Source organism: Streptomyces wuyuanensis (assembly GCF_900103455.1).
Classification (GTDB): domain Bacteria; phylum Actinomycetota; class Actinomycetes; order Streptomycetales; family Streptomycetaceae; genus Streptomyces; species Streptomyces wuyuanensis.
Genome location: NZ_FNHI01000011.1, coordinates 229988 through 247428, shown reverse-complemented (window position 1 = coordinate 247428; position 17441 = coordinate 229988). Strand labels below are relative to the sequence as shown.

The window sequence follows — 17441 nt, the reverse complement described above, 5'->3', positions numbered from 1 at the left end:
ACCGCCTTACCGCCACTGCCTCGTCACCACCGCCTCACCGCCTCGTCACCACCGCCTCACCGCCTCGTCACCACCGCCTCACCGCCACCGCCTTACCGCCGCGGCGTCTCCGCCGTGGCGTCACCGCCCTGACATCGCCGCCGCGGTCAGGTGACTTCGTTCACCCGCCCGACGGTGAAGTCCCGGAGGCCCGGGCCGTCTCGGGCGGGCGGCCCGCCAGGACCACTCCCAGCGCGACCGTGGCCGCCGCAACCAGCCCCGTGGCAAGGACGGCCCAGTGGCCGGCGAAGGTGCAGAGGAGAACCGCGGGCACGGCGATCGGGAGGACCAGTTGCTGTGCCATCGTCTCCTTGAAGTGCCGGGCGTGCAGGAACCACACCGTGAGCAGGTACACCGCGGTCGGTACGGTCACAGCGGCCGAGGCGGTCAGCGTCGGGATGTGCGCCTTGCCTACGGACTGCTCGACCGCGACCTCCAGGCCCGCACCGATCGCGGCGGCGGAGGCGAAGATCAGAAAATGGCCGTAACCCCACGGCAAGGACTCCCGGTTGCTCTTCAGGCGTTCGTGGGCGGGCACCGCGAAGTAGATCCACCAGGCGGAGAAGATGATCAGGATGCCGCCCCCCGCGATGGGCGCCAGTTCGGAGAACTCCTTGACATCGCCGAGGACCGACTGGACCGCCACGGTGGTCGCGAACATCGTCTCGCCGAGCACGATGATCGTGAACAGGCCGAAGCGCTCGGCGATGTGGTGCGGATGCCACGGGGTCTGGTGGCGCCCCTCGGCCACGACCGGCACCAGCAGTTCGGCCGCCACGAGGATCAGGAAGAGCCAGCGTCTCGAGTCCGCGGGGGCGAAGAGCAGGGAGAGCCAGCCGAGCTGGCACAGGGCCAGGCCCGCGGCGTAGACGAGAGCCGTGCGGCGCGCGGGCCCCCGGTCCTCGGACGCGGCGGCCCGCAGCCACTGCGCGGTCAGCGCGATCCGCATCAGGATGTAGCCGATGACGGTGATCGTCCAGTCGTTCTCGGCGAACGCCCTTGGCACCCCCGCCGCGTAGATCAGCACCCCGCAGATCTGGATCAGGGTCGCGATCCGGTAGGGCACGTCGTCGCTGTCGTAGGCGGAGGCGAACCAGGTGAAGTTCATCCAGGCCCACCAGATGCCGAAGAAGACGTACAGATAGCCGACGACGCCCTCGGCGACGTGGTTCTCCGCGATCGCGTGCACCAGCTGCATCCCGGCCTGCCCCACCGCGACGACGAAGCAGAGGTCGAAGAAGAGCTCCAGCGGTGTCGCCGTGCGATGCGCCTCGTCCCGGCGCCGGGCGTGCATGTGACGCAGCGCTCCGAAGCCGAGGTGCCCGTGGGGTGCGGATGAGCTCGAGGAGGTCATGGATCCAGCACAGCAGAAGGCGCCGGATCCGCATCCCGCGCGACATCGCGGGGCGGACCGCCGGGCGGCCTCTCCTCCGCCCCGCAGCGCATCGTCCCTCCGTCAGAGGGCCGGGCCCCTGCGCCCGCCGAGCCGACTTCACCGCCGGGCGGCACGAACTCCTCGCCGGCCCGGCCCGTCCGGGGGCGGCGGGAGGGCTGCCGGTCCCGTCGTACGCTGGTTCCATGAGCACCGCCCCCAGCACCGGCCCGCGTGACGCGGAGGAGCCCCGGCAGCAGCCCCTTCCCCGGCCGGGGCTGATCTTCGACGATCCGCTGGACCAGCAGTCTGCGGACGACACGGACCACGGGTGGGGCGAACGGCCTGCGGCGAGCGGTGGCAGCGCCGCCGACCTCGCGCGCTTCCTCGACGAGAAGCCCCCGCACCACCTCTGACGGCCGGGCCGCACCGGCAGCCGTCCCCCGGCGGCACGGGCGGGCCTCAGCACAGCGTCACGGCCAGATGCGAGGTGGCACCCGCGCCCGCCAGCTCCGTGGCGACGGGGCGCGGCACGGCCAGGACGATCAGCGCACCCCCGTCCCCGGTCCCCTCCGCCGCCCGTGGCACCTCCGCCACCCGGGCGCCCGTCACGATGATCCGTGCGTCGGGGCCCGTGCGCGATTCGCCGCCGGTGCCCGTACCCCGGCCGAAAGCCGTGCCCGCCGGCTCCTGGGGGGCCGCGATCACATCCACGCGGTCGCCCGGCTCCAGCAGCCGGACCGTCTCCGCGTCGGCGATGCGCACCGGGGCGGAGACGAGGTCCACGTCCCGTGCCGAAGGACCGCCCGGCGAATCGCTGCCCGCCAGGACGCCGCCGGGTGAGGCACCTCCAGCCGCAGCGGCTTCCGGCGAAGCCGTCTGCTGCGATGGGTCCGCAGACGCCGACGGCCGTGACGGCGGGTCCTGAGAAGGCGGTGCGTGCCGCGGCAGGGCGGCCGTCTCGCTCGGCGCGTCCGGTCCGGGTTGCACACGCGGCAACCAGGCAGCCAGCGCGGCGGCGGTGACGGCAAGACCTGCGGCCAGCGCCCGTCGTCGCCTGCGGAGCACCCTTCTCAGCCTCGTCCGTTGCCATGGCCGCCCGTCCGGCACCCGCAAGGGGGCGAAGGCCGGGACCCCGCAGGGCTCCGGGGCGGGCGCCGGGGGCAGACCCGACCCCCAAGGCCCGGAGGGGCCGCCGACACCTGCGGACCGAGGAGGCCGTCCCCAGGAGTCCGAGGACCCGGGAGGGACGTGTGCATGGGACGAGGGTGAGGAGAGAAGAGTCATGGTGGTGACCGCCTGTCGTGTACGAGGAGCAGTGAGGCGGGCGACGTACGCCCGACGCCCCTCACGATCCCCGTTCACGCGGCGGCCCGCTCCGGCCTGTGGACGGCTTGAGGAGTGTGGAAAACCTCCTCACCCCCACAGGTGACAGCAACCGGAACGCCCCCCGCACACACGCCTCCTGCACCAGACACGCAAGGTGCACCGCGCGTGCCGCGCGCCCCGGGCCTGCCGTGCACCGCGCGTGCCGCGCGCCCCGGGCACGACGCGTGTTCGAAGCCGCCCTCGCTACGGCAGCGTTATACCCGTCTTCAAGCCGTTCAGCGCGTTCTTGCAGAGGCAGTCGCGTTCCTCGTTCGCCGGCAGCCCGGCCACCGCGTCGAACAGCACGTCCCTCAGCCGGCCGACGTTCGCCGCGAAGACCTTCAGCACTTCCTCGTGCGAGACGCCCTCTCCGGTCTCGGCTCCGGCGTCGAGGTCCGTCACCAGGTTCATGGACGTGTAGCAGAGCTCCAGTTCACGGGCGAGCGCGGCCTCGGGATGCCCGGTCATTCCGACCACCGACCAGCCCATCGCCGCATGCCAGCGGGACTCGGCGCGGGTGCCGAAGCGAGGGCCCTCGACCACGACGAGCGTTCCGCCGTCGACCGGCTCCCACTCGCGGCCGCGCGCCGCGGCCAGCGCGGCCCTCCGCCCCGCCGGGCAGTACGGGTCGGCGAGCGACACATGGACGACGTTCGGCACCTGGCCGTTCGTCAGCGGTTCGCCGTCGAAGTAGGTGTCGGTCCGGGACTTGGTCCGGTCCACCAGCTGGTCGGGGACGAGCAGGGTCCCGGGACCGTACTCCGGCCGCAGGCCGCCGACGGCGCACGGCCCGAGGACCTGGCGCACGCCCGCGGACCTCAGGGCCCACAGGTTGGCGCGGTAGTTGATGCGGTGCGGCGGGAGGCGGTGGCTGCGGCCGTGTCGGGGGAGGAAGGCGACCTTCCGGCCCGCGATCTCGCCGAAGAACAGGGAATCACTCGGGCTGCCGTACGGCGTCGCGATCTCGGCCTCGGTCACGTTCTCCAGGAACGAGTAGAAACCCGAGCCGCCGATGACGCCGATCTCCGCGCGCTGTGCGCTCTCTGCGTTGGCCATGGCCGTCACAGTAGCCGCGCCCGAACACGGGCCGGTATCCGCCCACCGGCCGCCCGCCCCCGCGCATCGGATGCCCGGCCGGTCACCGTTCGTCAGGCGGCCATGCGAAAGGTCCCCGCCGCCCTGAGGCGGTGGGGACCTTGCAAAAGCTTCGGAATCAGGCGGCCGTCGTGCTGCCGGACGAGGCCGACGAACCGGACGCGCTCGAGGAGCCCGCGGACGCCTTGGCGTCCGACGAAGAGGACGACGAGGAAGCCGAAGAGGAAGACGAGGACTTCGCCGACGAGGACGACGGCGAGCTGCTCGACGAGGAGCCGCGGCTGTCGTTGCGGTAGAAACCGGAGCCCTTGAAGACAATGCCGACGGCCGAGAACACCTTCTTGAGGCGTCCCTGGCAGCTGGGGCACTCGGTCAGGGCGTCGTCGGTGAACTTCTGCACCGCCTCGAGGCCCTCGCCGCACGCGGTGCACTGGTACTGGTAGGTCGGCACTTGTCTTCCTCCTGGCACTCTCACTCGATGAGTGCTAACGACGATCCATAGTGACGCATTCCTGCGTCTCAGTCCACCGCCACGGGCACTCGGTGACCGACACCACGTGCGACCGTACGGCTGTGCGGGCGCGGCGTGAGGCGCGACCGCAGCGCCACCAGGGTGGCCAGGGCGAGCACCGTGCCCACCAGCGGCACCAGGAATCCGGTGGTCGCGCCGTGGGCGTCGGCGAGTCGGCCGGCGACCGTCACGGCGGCCGCCTGGCCGAGCGCCACGGACCCGGTCAGCCAGGTGAAGGCCTCCGTCCGGGCCGACGCCGGCACCAGCGTCTCGACGAGCGTGAAACCGCTGATCAGCGCGGGCGCGATGAACACTCCCACGAGCAGACCCAGTGCGCCGAGCAGCACCGCGGAGTGCGCCGTCCAGAGCAGGGACGCGGCGAGGGCCAGGCCCGCGTATCCCGCCACCATGCGCCGCCGCGGCCCGGACTTCCAGGCGATCGCGCCGACGGCGATGCCCGCGAGCATGTTGCCGGCCGCGAAGAGTCCGTAAAGCAGACCGTTCATACCGGGCTGCCCGATCTCCTCGGTGAAAGCGGTGAGCGAGACCTGCATGCCGCCGAAGACCGAACCGATGCCGAGGAAGGCGACCGCGAGGACCCGCACCCCGGGAATGGACAGCGCCGAGGCGTGCGCCTGCCGCTCACCGCTGCCCGGGCGGCCGAAGGGCGGCTGCGTGCGGCGCTGGGCGGCGAACAGCAGACCGCCGGCCAGGGTCAGACCGGCCTCGGCGATCAGCCCGGCGGCCGGGTGGACGCCGGTGCACAGGGCGGTGGCCAGCACCGGTCCCACGACGAAGGTGAACTCGTCGGTGACGGACTCGAACGCCGCCGCCGTCGGCATCAGCCGCGAACCGCCGAGCTTCGCCGCCCAGCGGGCCCGCACCATCGGGCCGACCTGCGGTACCGAGGCACCGGTCGGCACCGCGGCGGCGAAGAGCGCCCACAGGGGAGCGCCGGCGAGCGCGAGCGCGGTCAGCGCGCCGACGGACGCGGTGTGCACGAGGACACCCGGGACCAGCACGGCTCGCTGGCCGAAGCGGTCGGCGAGCTTGCCGCTCTGCGGGGCGAAGAGAGCCATGGAGACGCCGGTGACGGCGGCGACGGCGCCCGCACTGCCGTACGAACCGGTGGTGTGCTGCACCAGGAGGACGATGCCGATCGTCAGCATCGCGAACGGCTGCCGGGCGGCGAACCCGGGCAGCAGGAACGTCCATGCGCCGGGAGTGCGGAGCAGCTGCCCGTAGCCGGGGCGCCGGCCGGACGACGACGTGCCGGAGGGTGCCGCTGTGCGCGAGGACGACGGCGTACCCGTGGCCGGATGCGTACCGGCGGCCGCATCGCCGAGCGGGCTCGCACCGGTGGACGGCGACGCACTGGCGGACGACGACGTACCCGAAGACGGCGCGGGGGAAGTGCCGGAAGGCGTGCCGGTAGACGTGCCAGAAGCGACCGTGGACTCCACGGCCTTGCCTTTCTGCCGCCTGGTAGCGCTCTCCCGGGGTGCCGGGGATCGCCGAGAGCTGTCCTCTTGCGCGGAACTGCGGTAGATACCGGGCCCCGCTGCAGGGAGTCGCTCGGCCGCCATACGGTCGCGCCAGCTCTGCGTCAGGCAGAGTTGGTCGATCAGTGTGCCTTCATGCTACAGGGGTCGCCGGCGGTCCTGCCTCGGAATCCGCCGACGCAACGAGAACGCCGCCTGGGATTGGGGGCGTGGCACGTTCCCGGTTGCGCGCCGGGGCGGCAGCCGTCCCTTCCGGAACTCACCCCGCCGGTGATCGCGCCCTCGCCCCGCGGGTCGATGCACCTAGCCGCCCGTCCCCAGCCAACCGGCCAGCTTTCCGCCCTGGCCCACGGCCCGCAGCCGTGCCTCGGCCGCGTCCCGGACCGGGTCGGTCGCCACCACCAGCAGTTCGTCGCCGCGCCGCAGCACCGTCGTCGGGCTGGGGACGAAGCTCGTGCTCTCGCGGACGACGAGGGTGACGGCGGCGCCGGCGGGCAGCCGCAGTTCGCCGACCTCCACGCCGTGCATCCGGGACTTCTCGGGGATCGCCACCGACAGCAGATGGCCGCGCAGCCGCTCCAGCGGAGCCGACTCGATGCCGAGGTCGGCGGCCTCCGCGCCGTTCCCGAGCCTCAGCGCCTTCGCCACCCAGGGCAGCGTCGGCCCCTGGACGAGCGTGTAGACGACGACCAGCACGAAGACGATGTTGAAGATCCGCTCGCTGCCCTCGATCCCGGACACCAGCGGGATCGTCGCCAGGATGATAGGGACGGCGCCGCGCAGACCGGCCCATGACATGAGGGCCTTCTCCCGCCACGGGATGCGGAACGGCAGCAGGCTGACGACGACCGACAGCGGCCGTGCCGCCATCGTCAGCACCAGTCCGATGACCACCGCGGGCCAGAAGTCGCGCACCAGCTCGTGCGGGGTGACGAGCAGTCCGAGCAGGACGAACATGCCGATCTGGGCGATCCAGCCGAGGCCGTCGGCGAACCCGCGGGTGGCCGGCCAGTGGGGGAGCTTGGAGTTCCCGAGCACCATCGCCGCGAGGTAGACGGCCAGGAAGCCGCTGCCGTGGGCGAGGGCGCCGACGGCGTAGGCCGTCACCGCGATGGCCATGACGGCGATCGGGTACAGGCCGGACGCGGGCAGGGCGACGTGGCGCAGCCCGTACGCGCCGAGCCAGCCGACCGCGACGCCGATGGCGGCGCCGATCGCCAGCTCAAGCAGGATCGTTCCGATGAGGACGTACCACTCGTCGACCGGTTCGGTGGTGGAGAGCGCGATGACGAGGATGACGACGGGGGCGTCGTTGAAGCCGGACTCGGCCTCCAGGACACCGGCGATGCGGGAGGGGAGGGGCACCCGGCGCAGGACGGAGAAGACCGCGGCGGCGTCCGTCGAGGAGACGACGGCGCCGATGATCAGGGCCTGCCGCCATTCCAGTCCGACCAGATAGTGCGCCCCGGCCGCCGTGACGCCCACGCTCACGGCGATGCCGACGGTCGACAGCATCGCCGCCGCCGGCAGGGCCGGTTTGATCTCCTTCCACTTGGTGCCCAGGCCGCCCTCGGCCAGGATCACCACAAGTGCGGCATAGCCGATCACCTGCGTAAGTCCGGCGTTGTCGAACTTGACGTTGAAGATGCCGTCCTGCCCTATCGCGACCCCGATGCCCAGATACAGCAGCAGGCTGGGGAGCCCGCTCCGGGACGAGACGCGCACCGCCGCGACGGCGATGAGCAGAACGAGCGAGCAGATGAGCAGGAGTGCATTGAGCTGGTGGACAGTCAGCGGCCGATCCTTCCCCTCGCGCTTGTTGCCGGATCGTTCCTCCGGCAAGCGACACTTCGTTACCTTACCTAAACTTTAACGAGTTCTTGACGCTTCCATGACGGCTTGCTCCGGCACTCGCCAATGAGTTCGAATGACTGGCGGTCGGCCTCGCGTTACTGATACCGCGTCCGGGCCCGTCGATCGCTGCGCCTATGGTTGCTCCAGCACTCCCAGGACCACCCTGCCCTCGAAGGACAGCGATGCCCTCCAACACAACCGCCTCCTCCGCCCAGAAGCCGGCCAGGAGGAGGGGCCGCCGCGCCCGTCTCGTCGTGCTCGCCCTGGCCCTGGTGCTGGTCGCGGGTGTGGGCTGCGGTGCGTACTGGGGCGTCAGCACCGTGCGCGCCTCCTTCCCGCAGACCACCGGGACGATCAAGCTCAAGGGCCTGTCCGCCCCGGTCGACGTCAAACGCGACGCGAACGGCATCCCGCAGCTCTACGCGAGCACCGACGAGGACCTGTTCCGCGCCCAGGGCTACGTGCACGCGCAGGACCGCTTCTGGGAGATGGACGTGCGCCGCCACGTCACGGCGGGCCGGCTGTCCGAGATGTTCGGCGCGGGGCAGGTCGAGACGGACGCCTTCCTGCGCACGCTCGGCTGGCACCGGGTGGCGCAGCAGGAGTTCGACGAGAAGCTCTCGCCCGAGACCAAGAAGTACCTCCAGGCGTACGCCGACGGCGTCAACGGCTATCTGGCGGGCCGTGACAACCGCGAGCTCTCCCTCGAGTACGTCGCCCTGGGGCTCACCAACGACTACAAGCCCGAGAAGTGGACGCCGGTCGACTCGGTCGCCTGGCTGAAGGCGATGGCCTGGGACCTGCGCGGCAACATGCAGGACGAGATCGACCGCTCGCTGATGACCAGCCGGCTGAGCGAGCAGCAGATCAAGCAGCTGTACCCGGAGTACCCGTACGACCTGCATCAGCCGGTCGTCACGGCCGGAGCCGTGGACGACGACGCCAAGAAGTGGGACCCGAAGGCCCGGCCCTCCTCGGACTCCGAGGGCTCCGGGGGCTCCTCCGGCTCGTCGTCGCAGGGTGGCGGGGCCGGCGGCGGCTCGTCCGTCGGTTCGGACAGCGGTTCGGACGCGGGGCAGGGCGCGCAGACGCAGCTCTCCGGCCTCTCCGACGTGCTCGACCGGGTCCCCGCGCTGCTCGGCCCGAACGGCAACGGCATCGGTTCCAACTCCTGGGTCGTCTCCGGCAAGTACACGACGACCAACAAGCCGCTGCTCGCGAACGACCCGCACCTCGCGCCGCAGCTGCCGTCGCTGTGGGCGCAGATGGGCCTGCACTGCCGCGCCGTTTCGGACAAGTGCTCCTTCGACGTCTCCGGCTACACCTTCTCCGGCATGCCGGGCGTGGTCATCGGCCACAACGACGACATCGCCTGGGGCTTCACCAACCTCGGGGCCGACGTCACCGACCTCTACCTGGAGAAGATCTCCCGCACGGGCTGGACGTCCGGCAGCGGGATCAAGCCGTTCAAGGTCCGTGAGGAGACCATCAGGATCGCCGGCGGCGGCAGCAAGAAGATCACCGTCCGGGAGACCGAGCACGGGCCGCTGATCTCCGACCGCAGCGCGGAGCTGGAGCGCGTGGGCGAGCGGGCGCCGGTCAGGACCCCCGCCCCCGACCGCGGCAACGGCTTCGGGGTGGCACTGCGCTGGACCGCGCTGGACCCGGGCAACACCATGGACGCGGTGTTCAAGCTCAACCGGGCGAAGGACTTCGCGGGCTTCCGCGCCGCAGCGAAGGACTTCGACGTCCCCTCGCAGAACCTGATCTACGCGGACGCCGAGGGGCACATCGGCTACCAGGCACCGGGCCGGATCCCGGTCCGCGCCGAGGGCTTCGACGGCTCGATGCCGGCCCCGGGCTGGAACCCGACGTCGGGCTGGAAGGGGTACATCCCCTTCGACGAGCTGCCGTACGAGTACGACCCGAAGCGCGGCTACATCGTCACCGCCAACCAGGCCGTCGTGGACGCCGAGAAGTACCCGTACCTGATCACCAAGGACTACGGGTACGGCTCCCGCAGCCAGCGGATCAACGACATCATCGAGTCGAAGATCAAGGACGGCGGGAAGATCTCGACCGACGACATGCGCACCATGCAGACGGACAACCAGAGCGAGATCGCCAAGCTGCTGACGCCCCATCTGCTGAGGATCGACGTCTCCGACCCGCATGTGCGCGAGGCGCAGAAGCTGCTGGAGGGCTGGGACTACACCCAGGAGCCGGACTCCGGGGCCGCGGCCTACTTCAACGCCGTCTGGCGCCATGTGCTGAAGCTGGCCTTCGGGAACAAGCTCCCCAAGGAGCTGCGGATCCGCGGCGAGTGCCTCAACGTCCGCCCGGCCGACAGCACCGGACCGGTCGACGACCTGAACTCGCTGGTGCGCGAGTGCGGCCAGCGCGACGCCGACTCGGCCCAGCCGGACGGCGGCGACCGGTGGTACGAGGTGGTCCGCGGGCTGATGGACGACGAGGACAGCGAGTGGTGGCAGGCGCCGAAGACCCGCAAGGACGTCGCCACGACCACCCGTGACGAGCTCTTCGCCCGGGCCATGAAGGACGCCCGCTGGGAGCTGACGGCCGAGCTCGGAAAGGACGTCAACAGCTGGAGCTGGGGCAGGCTGCACCAGCTGACGCTGAAGAACCAGACGCTCGGCGCCGAGGGCCCCGACATACTGAAGCGGATGCTCAACCGCGGCCCGTGGAACCTGGGCGGCGGCGAGGCCGCGGTCAACGCGACCGGCTGGAACGCGGCCGGCGGCTACGACGTGATCTGGGTCCCGTCGATGCGGATGGTCGTCAACGTGGGCGACTGGGACAGGTCCCGCTGGATCAATCTGACGGGCGCCTCGGGCCATGCCTACAGCGCGCACTACACCGACCAGACCGACAAGTGGGCCAAGGGCGAACTCCTCGACTGGGCCTACAGCGACAAGGCGGTCGCGGCGGCGACGGAGGACACCCTGGCGCTCAGGCCGTAGGCCGGTCCGCGAAGCGGCGGACCCCCTCCGGGGTCACCACGGCATGGACGGGGTGGTCGTGCGGTTCCTCCGGGACCCGGGCGACCACCTCGTTCGGGTACAGGAGCACGACGAGGGCGGGCCGGGCGGCCGCCGCCGCCAGCCGGGCGAGTACCCGGTCGTACGAGCCCCCGCCGCGGCCGAGCCGCATGCCCCGCTCGTCCACCGCGAGGCCGGGCAGCAGGACCGTGTCCGCCTCCAGCACGGCCTTGTGGCCGAGCAGCGGCCCGTCCGGCTCCATCAGCCCGCGGCGGGCCGGCACCAGCCGGTCCGGCCCCTCGTACTCCGCCCACTCGAGGTCGTTGTCGTCCAGGAGCACCGGCAGGAGCACCCGCACGCCCCGCGTGCGCAGCGCGTCGAGCAGCGCGCGCGTACCGGGTTCGCGCCCCACGGAGACATACGCGGCCACGGTCCGCGCGGCGGTCAGCTCCGGGAGTTCCAGCGCGCGGCGGGCGAGAACCAGCGAGGCCTCACGGACGTCTTCAGGGGACAGCAGCCGTCGTGCGTCGAGAAGTTCACGACGTACCGTGCCCTTTCCGGACATCTCGGAGTCCACGGCAACCTCACAATCCACTGTCAATATGCCTGTATGGGGAGAGAGTTAACCGGAGGCTAATCTTCCGCCCATAGGTACCGGATATGGTGCCCGCATGAGTGAGTCGCACCAACGGATCAGCAAGGCTGTCATCCCCGCCGCAGGCCTCGGCACCCGGTTCCTGCCGGCCACGAAGGCCACTCCCAAGGAGATGCTGCCTGTCGTCGACAAGCCGGCGATCCAGTACGTGGTCGAGGAGGCCGTCGCCGCCGGCCTCTCGGATGTTCTCATGGTCACCGGGCGCAACAAGCGCCCCCTCGAGGACCACTTCGACCGCAACTACGAACTGGAGGAGGCGCTGACCCGCAAGGGCGACGCGGAGCGCCTCGCGAAGGTCCAGGAGTCCAGCGACCTCGCCACCATGCACTACGTCCGCCAGGGCGACCCCAAGGGCCTCGGCCACGCCGTCCTGTGCGCGGCGCCGCACGTCGGCGACCAGCCCTTCGCCGTGCTGCTCGGCGACGACCTGATCGACCCGCGCGACCCGCTGCTGTCCCGGATGGTCGACGTCCAGGAGCGCGAGGGCGGCAGCGTCATCGCCCTGATGGAGGTCGAGCCCTCCCAGATCCACCTCTACGGCTGCGCGGCCGTGGAGTCCACGGGCGAGGACGACGTCGTCCGGGTCACCGGTCTGGTCGAGAAGCCCGAGGCATCCGAGGCGCCCAGCAACTACGCGATCATCGGCCGCTACGTCCTCGACCCCGCCGTCTTCGAGATACTCCGCAAGACCGAGCCGGGCCGCGGGGGCGAGATCCAGCTCACCGACGCCCTGCAGATGCTCGCCGCCGACGAGAAGATCGGCGGGCCCGTGCACGGCGTCGTCTTCAAGGGCCGCCGCTACGACACCGGCGACCGAGGCGACTATCTGCGTGCCATTGTCAGACTCGCGTGCGAACGTGAAGACCTGGGCCCGAACTTCCGAGCCTGGCTTCGACGTTACGTCACCGAGGAGATGTAGCACGTGAGCAGCACGGCAACCCCCGGCACGGGCTCCGGCCCCGCCACCCCGGCCGGTGACGGCCCGGCCGCGGACGCCCCCGGCGGCCGGCCGGCCCTGTGGTCGGTGGACGACCATCTGGAGGACATCCTCGGCGCGATCCGTCCGCTGGACCCGATCGACCTGCCGCTGTCCGACGCACAGGGTTGCGTACTGGTCGAGGACGTCACGGTCCCCGTGGCCCTGCCGCCGTTCGACAACAGCTCGATGGACGGGTACGCCGTCCGCGTCGCGGACGTCGCGGGGGCGAGCGAGGACTTCCCCGCCGTGCTCACCGTCATCGGGGACATCGCCGCCGGCAGCGGCGGGACGCGGGCCGTCGGCCCCGGGCAGGCCGCCCGGATCATGACCGGTGCCCCGCTGCCGCCCGGCGCCGAGGCGGTCGTCCCCGTGGAGTGGACCGACGGCGGCGCGGGCGGCGGGGCCGCAACGGCCATGCGCCCGGCCGGCGCCGCCCCCGAGGGTGCGACCGGCGAGGTGCGGGTCCACCGGCCTGCGGAGCCCCGCGCCCATGTGCGTGAGCGGGGCAGCGACGTCCAGGCGGGCGACGTCGCCCTGACCGAGGGCACGGTCCTCGGGCCGCCCCAGATCGGTCTGCTCGCCGCGATCGGCCGCGGCACGGTGCGGGTGCGCCCGCGCCCGCGTGTCGTCGTCCTCTCCACCGGCAGCGAACTCGTCCAGCCCGGTGAGGAATTGGGCGAGGGCAAGATCTACGACTCGAACAGCTTCGCGCTCACCGCCGCGGCCCGCGACGCCGGGGCCATCGCCTACCGGGTCGGCGCGGTCACCGACGACGCCGACGAACTGCGCGCCACCATCGAGGACCAGCTCATCCGCGCCGATCTGCTCGTCACCACCGGTGGCGTCAGCGTCGGCGCGTACGACGTCGTCAAGGAGGCCCTCTCCTCCGTGGGCGACGAGGACGAGCCGGGCAGCGGGATCGACTTCCGCAAACTCGCCATGCAGCCGGGCAAGCCCCAGGGCTTCGGCTCCATCGGCCCCGACCACACGCCCCTGCTGGCCCTGCCGGGCAATCCCGTCTCCTCCTACGTGTCGTTCGAGATGTTCGTCCGTCCCGCGATCCGCACCCTGATGGGGCTGAAGGACGTGCGGCGGCCCCAGGCGCGGGCGGAGCTCCGTACGGACAAGGCGCTGACGTCGCCCGAGGGCAAGCGGCAGTTCCTGCGAGGTGCCTACGATGCGGAGAAGGGCACCGTCACCCCCGTCGGCGGCAGCGGGTCGCATCTGATCGCGGCCCTTGCCCAGGCGAACGCACTCATCGTCGTCCCCGAGGACGCGACCTCCGTGGAGCCCGGCACGGAGACGGAGGTGGTCCTGCTCGGATGAGCGCGTGGCCGTGGCGGTAGCGTGTCTCACCACACAGTGACCGGGAGCCACAGCCATGAGTGCGCAGCAAGGACTCACACACATCGACGAGGCGGGCGCGGCCCGCATGGTCGACGTCTCCGAGAAGGACGTCACCGCGCGCACCGCCCGCGCGAGCGGCCGGGTCCTGGTCTCGCCGCGTGTCGTCCAGCTGCTGCGCGGTGAGGGCGTGCCGAAGGGGGACGCCCTCGCCACCGCCCGGATCGCGGGAATCATGGGCGCGAAGCGCACACCGGACCTGATCCCGCTGTGCCACCCGCTGGCGGTCTCCGGGGTGAAGCTGGATCTTTCGGTGGCCGACGACGCCGTCGAGATCCTCGCCACCGTGAAGACGACCGACCGTACGGGCGTCGAGATGGAGGCGCTGACGGCGGTGTCCGTGGCCGCGCTGACCGTCGTCGACATGGTCAAGGCGGTCGACAAGGCCGCGGTGATCACCGACGTCCGGGTCGAGGAGAAGACCGGCGGGAAGTCCGGCGACTGGGCCCGTGAGGAGGCCGGGCGATGACCCCCCGGGCCGGTGACGTCCACAGCCGAGCCCACGGCGGGCAGTCCGAGGCCGGGCCGCGGGGCGAGGAGCCGGGGCGCCCACCGCGCCGCGCCCTCGTGGTGACCGCCTCCAACCGTGCCGCCGCGGGAGTGTACGAGGACAAGGGCGGTCCCCTCCTCGCCGAAGGCCTCGCGCAGATGGGCTTCCGGGTCGACGGCCCGCGGGTCGTGCCGGACGGAGACCCGGTCGAAGCGGCCCTGCGCGACGGCGTGGCCGCGGCGTACGACGTCATCCTCACCACCGGCGGCACCGGAATCTCGCCCACGGACGGCACTCCCGACGCCACCGCCCGGGTCCTCGACTACGAGATCCCCGGCATCCCCGAGGCGATCCGCGCGCACGGTCTCGCGAAGGTGCCCACCGCGGCGCTGTCCCGGGGCCTCGCCGGAGTCGCCGATCGCACCCTCATCGTCAATCTCCCCGGGTCCTCGGGCGGCGTGCGCGACGGGCTCGCCGTGCTGTCCCGGCTGCTGCCGCACGCCGTGGACCAGCTGCACGGCGGCGACCACCCGCGGCCCGCCGAACCCTCCGGCCCCTCGGGTTCCGCAGGGAGTCACCGCTGAACACCCACTCGTGGCCCGTGGTCCTGACGGACGGTGATGTCACCCTCCGCCCCATAAAGCTGCGTGACCAGCGGGCGTGGCGGGAGGTGAACCGGCGCAACAGGGACTGGCTGCGCCCCTGGGAGGCGACCATCCCGCCGCCCGCCCCCGGCGCTCCGGTCGCGCAGCGGCCCACGTACCGCCAGATGGTGCGCCATCTGCGTGCCGAGGCCAACGCCGGACGGATGCTGCCGTTCGTGGTCGAGTACCGGGGCGTGCTGGTGGGCCAGCTCACCGTCGCCGGTATCACCTGGGGCTCGATGTGCTCGGGCCATGTCGGCTACTGGGTCGACCGCGACGTGGCGGGCCGCGGGGTGATGCCCACGGCCGTGGCGCTGGCCGTCGACCACTGCTTCGGACGGGTCGGCCTGCACCGCATCGAAGTCTGCATTCGCCCCGAGAACGGGCCGAGCCGCAGGGTCGTGGAGAAACTCGGATTCCGCGAGGAGGGGATCCGTCCGCGTTATCTCCACATCGACGGCGCCTGGCGGGACCATCTGGTGTTCGCGCTCACCGCGGAGGAGGTCCCGGGGGGACTGCTCCGGCGCTGGCACCAGGCACGACCCGCGCGGCACGAGAAATAAAATAATTGTTCGAATTCAGTAGCCACTCGATCGCCGGGTGATCTGAAGAATCACAAAAAAAGTCAGTGGTATCAGCCAGATCGTGCGACACACCGGGCCAATTGGCCGATGCCCTCGTGCGAATCCCTCTACGGTGTGATGCGTGAGCAGCAGCGGCCTCATCTATGCAGTCATCGTCGGGGCCTGGGCCGCCTACTTGGTGCCGATGTGGCTCCGCAGGCAGGACGAGCTCAACGAAGCCCGTCCGACGGAACGCTTCAGCACCGCCATCCGGCTGCTGTCCGGACGGGCGGGAATGGAGCGCCGGTACGCCAAGGAGCTGCGCGAACGCACCGAGGACGACCCCGCCACCGACGCCGACCCGGACGCCGAGACGGACCGACTGAGTTCCGTCGACGTCCGGGAGTTCGCCGCGCCTCCGGCCAGGACCGAGGCGCGGCTGGAAGCGCAGCCCGCCCCCGCTCAGGCCCGGGCGCGCAGGGAACGCGTCCCCAAGCCGAACGACGCGGCCGCCTCGGAACGCGCACGGCGCTCCAAGGTGCTCGCCCGCCGTCGGCGCACCACCGTGCTCCTCTTCCTGGCCTTCACCTTCGGCGCGATCGTCGCGGCCGTCGGCGGACTGGGGTTCCTCTGGGCGCCGGCGGTTCCGGCGGTGCTCCTCAGCGCCTACATCGCGCATCTGCGCGCCCAGGAGCGGCGACGCTTCGTGTACGTGATGGACCGGCGCCGTGCGGAGGCCGCGGCGCAGCGGCTGCGCGAGAACCACTCGCGCCGTCGGCCGGCCGTCGCCGAGGAACCGGACGAGGCGGCCCCGCCGTGTCCCGAGCCCGAGCCGGCGCCCGCGGTGTCGCCGCAGGAGGCGGGCCGCCGAGCGCTGGTGGAGCAGACCGACCACGCGGAATGGGTGGACCAGCAGCGCGACCCGGGCCCCGGGCGCGGCGACAGCTGGGACCCGGTCCCGGTGCCGCTGCCCACGTATGTCACGGCGCCGGTCGCCCCGCGCGCCACGAGCGGCATCGATGTCACGGACCCGGAGACCTGGAGCTCGGCCCGTTCCTCCGCGGTCGAGCCGGCCGCGCCGCCCGCCCCCCAGCCCCCGCGGCAGCGCACCATCCCGCCGCGCCGTAGTCGCGAGCACGGCCGCACCCCGCTCTTCGACCAGTACGCGGACGAGGACCGGCCCCGCGCCGCCAACGAGTGAGACCGGGCCGGGCGGCCCCCGGACCTTCGGAACCCCGCCCCGCCCGACCAGCGAGGAACGGATTTCCAAGCACCCCGATCGGGATGCTAAGGTTTCACTCGTTGCAAGGGCCTGTGGCGCAGACTGGTAGCGCACCTCGTTCGCATCGAGGGGGTCAGGGGTTCAAATCCCCTCAGGTCCACAACACGACAAAGCCCCTGTCGGAGAGATCCGGCAGGGGCTTTGTCGTGCCGTACGGCAGCCGAAGGATCTGCATCGCGATGCGCGCGTGCGCGTCGAGGGCCGCCAGGAGCGAGCCGGATGCGTGGCGAGTGTCGTGCAGCCCGATCCCGTCTGCGCTTCCGTCCGGAGCGGGAGCGGACCTTGACCGGCGGCGAGTTGGGCCTCGCACGGCCAGTCCCTGGCATGACGGTCTCTCCGCACCGCTGCGTACTGTGCCCTGTCAGACAGGTCCCTGCTGCATCGGAGGAACCGATGTTCCTGATACCTCTGCTGCTGGGCGCGGGGCTGGTACTGGTCGGGCTCGCGCTGGTGACGGACCACCGTGGCCTCGCCCAACGGTCCGTGGACACGTACTTCAACCCTCTCCATGCCGACCCCGGCCTCCTGCGCACCTTCAGCCGACTGGGATTCGAGCACCCGGGGACGGACGTCCTCCGTCACGCCCCACTCCAGCGGCGGCTCGTGCGGATCTGGGGTGGGTTTGCGTCCGTCTTCGGGCTCGTATTCCTGGTCGTAGGCGTTGTGCTCTTCGTTCGTGCCTGA

General features: G+C 71.6%; 16 protein-coding genes and 1 tRNA gene. 10 read left to right on the top strand and 7 right to left on the bottom strand.

Going from position 1 to position 17441, the window contains the following annotated elements:
* Positions 1-160: 160 nt before the first annotated feature.
* A complete protein-coding gene (locus BLT82_RS18295; protein ID WP_093656088.1) occupies positions 161-1393 on the bottom strand; it encodes a low temperature requirement protein A in 1233 nt (410 codons plus the stop codon).
* Positions 1394-1617: 224 nt separating this feature from the next.
* On the opposite strand from BLT82_RS18295, the gene BLT82_RS18290 reads away from it, so the two are divergent.
* On the top strand, positions 1618-1827 hold the full coding sequence (locus tag BLT82_RS18290) for a hypothetical protein (protein ID WP_093656086.1): 210 nt from the start codon (positions 1618-1620) through the stop codon (positions 1825-1827).
* Between the two features lie 46 nt (positions 1828-1873).
* On the opposite strand, the gene BLT82_RS18285 is transcribed toward BLT82_RS18290, so the two are convergent.
* The 5 genes from BLT82_RS18285 to BLT82_RS18260 form a co-directional block, all read right to left on the bottom strand.
* A complete protein-coding gene (locus BLT82_RS18285) occupies positions 1874-2197 on the bottom strand; it encodes a hypothetical protein (protein ID WP_244292029.1) in 324 nt (107 codons plus the stop codon).
* Between the two features lie 786 nt (positions 2198-2983).
* On the bottom strand, positions 2984-3835 hold the full coding sequence (locus BLT82_RS18280) for an S-methyl-5'-thioadenosine phosphorylase (protein ID WP_208867961.1): 852 nt from the start codon (positions 3833-3835) through the stop codon (positions 2984-2986).
* Positions 3836-3992: 157 nt separating this feature from the next.
* Positions 3993-4325, bottom strand: a complete 333-nt coding sequence (locus tag BLT82_RS18275) for an FmdB family zinc ribbon protein (protein WP_093656082.1) — start codon at positions 4323-4325, stop codon at positions 3993-3995.
* A gap of 68 nt (positions 4326-4393) precedes the next feature.
* Positions 4394-5554, bottom strand: a complete 1161-nt coding sequence (locus BLT82_RS18270; RefSeq protein WP_093656175.1) for an MFS transporter — start codon at positions 5552-5554, stop codon at positions 4394-4396.
* Between the two features lie 636 nt (positions 5555-6190).
* A complete protein-coding gene (locus BLT82_RS18260; protein ID WP_244292028.1) occupies positions 6191-7729 on the bottom strand; it encodes a potassium/proton antiporter in 1539 nt (512 codons plus the stop codon).
* Between the two features lie 194 nt (positions 7730-7923).
* Between BLT82_RS18260 and BLT82_RS18255 the strand changes: the two genes are divergently transcribed.
* On the top strand, positions 7924-10722 hold the full coding sequence (locus tag BLT82_RS18255) for a penicillin acylase family protein (RefSeq protein WP_093656080.1): 2799 nt from the start codon (positions 7924-7926) through the stop codon (positions 10720-10722).
* Here BLT82_RS18255 and BLT82_RS18250 read toward each other — a convergent pair.
* The gene (locus tag BLT82_RS18250; RefSeq protein WP_093656172.1) at positions 10712-11305 is read right to left on the bottom strand and encodes a 5-formyltetrahydrofolate cyclo-ligase; all 594 of its coding nucleotides are present in this window, start codon (positions 11303-11305) and stop codon (positions 10712-10714) included. The genes BLT82_RS18255 and BLT82_RS18250 overlap by 11 nt on opposite strands.
* Positions 11306-11411: 106 nt before the next feature.
* Between BLT82_RS18250 and galU the strand changes: the two genes are divergently transcribed.
* The 8 genes from galU (at position 11412) to BLT82_RS36395 (ending at position 17441) form a co-directional block, all read left to right on the top strand.
* On the top strand, positions 11412-12314 hold the full coding sequence (galU, locus tag BLT82_RS18245) for a UTP--glucose-1-phosphate uridylyltransferase GalU (protein ID WP_093656078.1): 903 nt from the start codon (positions 11412-11414) through the stop codon (positions 12312-12314).
* 96 nt (positions 12315-12410) lie between these two features.
* Entirely contained in the window at positions 12411-13700 is a 1290-nt protein-coding gene (gene glp / locus BLT82_RS18240; protein ID WP_208867965.1) for a molybdotransferase-like divisome protein Glp, read from the top strand.
* Positions 13701-13755: 55 nt separating this feature from the next.
* Positions 13756-14247 (top strand): cyclic pyranopterin monophosphate synthase MoaC, encoded by a 492-nt coding sequence (moaC, locus tag BLT82_RS18235; protein ID WP_093656074.1) that lies wholly within the window; start codon positions 13756-13758, stop codon positions 14245-14247.
* Positions 14244-14852 (top strand): MogA/MoaB family molybdenum cofactor biosynthesis protein, encoded by a 609-nt coding sequence (locus tag BLT82_RS18230; protein ID WP_093656073.1) that lies wholly within the window; start codon positions 14244-14246, stop codon positions 14850-14852. The genes moaC and BLT82_RS18230 overlap by 4 nt, the downstream gene beginning before the upstream one ends.
* Before the next feature lie 17 nt (positions 14853-14869).
* Positions 14870-15475 (top strand): GNAT family N-acetyltransferase, encoded by a 606-nt coding sequence (locus BLT82_RS18225; RefSeq protein WP_093656071.1) that lies wholly within the window; start codon positions 14870-14872, stop codon positions 15473-15475.
* 142 nt (positions 15476-15617) lie between these two features.
* On the top strand, positions 15618-16676 hold the full coding sequence (gene sepX / locus BLT82_RS18220) for a divisome protein SepX/GlpR (RefSeq protein ID WP_093656068.1): 1059 nt from the start codon (positions 15618-15620) through the stop codon (positions 16674-16676).
* Positions 16677-16783: 107 nt separating this feature from the next.
* Positions 16784-16857: transfer RNA gene (locus tag BLT82_RS18215), tRNA-Ala, on the top strand.
* 293 nt (positions 16858-17150) lie between these two features.
* Complete coding sequence (locus BLT82_RS36395; RefSeq protein ID WP_107490260.1) at positions 17151-17441, top strand: hypothetical protein; 291 nt, start codon at positions 17151-17153, stop codon at positions 17439-17441.

What these genes read in the sequence shown, in the direction of transcription:
- BLT82_RS18290 (WP_093656086.1), top strand. Translation starts at nt 1,618, where the DNA reads ATGAGCACCGCCCCCAGCACCGGCCCGCGTGACGCGGAGGAGCCCCGG.
- galU (WP_093656078.1), top strand. Translation starts at nt 11,412, where the DNA reads ATGAGTGAGTCGCACCAACGGATCAGCAAGGCTGTCATCCCCGCCGCA.
- BLT82_RS36395 (WP_107490260.1), top strand. Translation starts at nt 17,151, where the DNA reads ATGTTCCTGATACCTCTGCTGCTGGGCGCGGGGCTGGTACTGGTCGGG.
- BLT82_RS18270 (WP_093656175.1), bottom strand. Translation starts at nt 5,554, where the DNA reads ATGCTGACGATCGGCATCGTCCTCCTGGTGCAGCACACCACCGGTTCG.
- BLT82_RS18295 (WP_093656088.1), bottom strand. Translation starts at nt 1,393, where the DNA reads ATGACCTCCTCGAGCTCATCCGCACCCCACGGGCACCTCGGCTTCGGA.
- BLT82_RS18280 (WP_208867961.1), bottom strand. Translation starts at nt 3,835, where the DNA reads ATGGCCAACGCAGAGAGCGCACAGCGCGCGGAGATCGGCGTCATCGGC.
- BLT82_RS18255 (WP_093656080.1), top strand. Translation starts at nt 7,924, where the DNA reads ATGCCCTCCAACACAACCGCCTCCTCCGCCCAGAAGCCGGCCAGGAGG.
- moaC (WP_093656074.1), top strand. Translation starts at nt 13,756, where the DNA reads ATGAGTGCGCAGCAAGGACTCACACACATCGACGAGGCGGGCGCGGCC.
- BLT82_RS18230 (WP_093656073.1), top strand. Translation starts at nt 14,244, where the DNA reads ATGACCCCCCGGGCCGGTGACGTCCACAGCCGAGCCCACGGCGGGCAG.
- BLT82_RS18250 (WP_093656172.1), bottom strand. Translation starts at nt 11,305, where the DNA reads ATGTCCGGAAAGGGCACGGTACGTCGTGAACTTCTCGACGCACGACGG.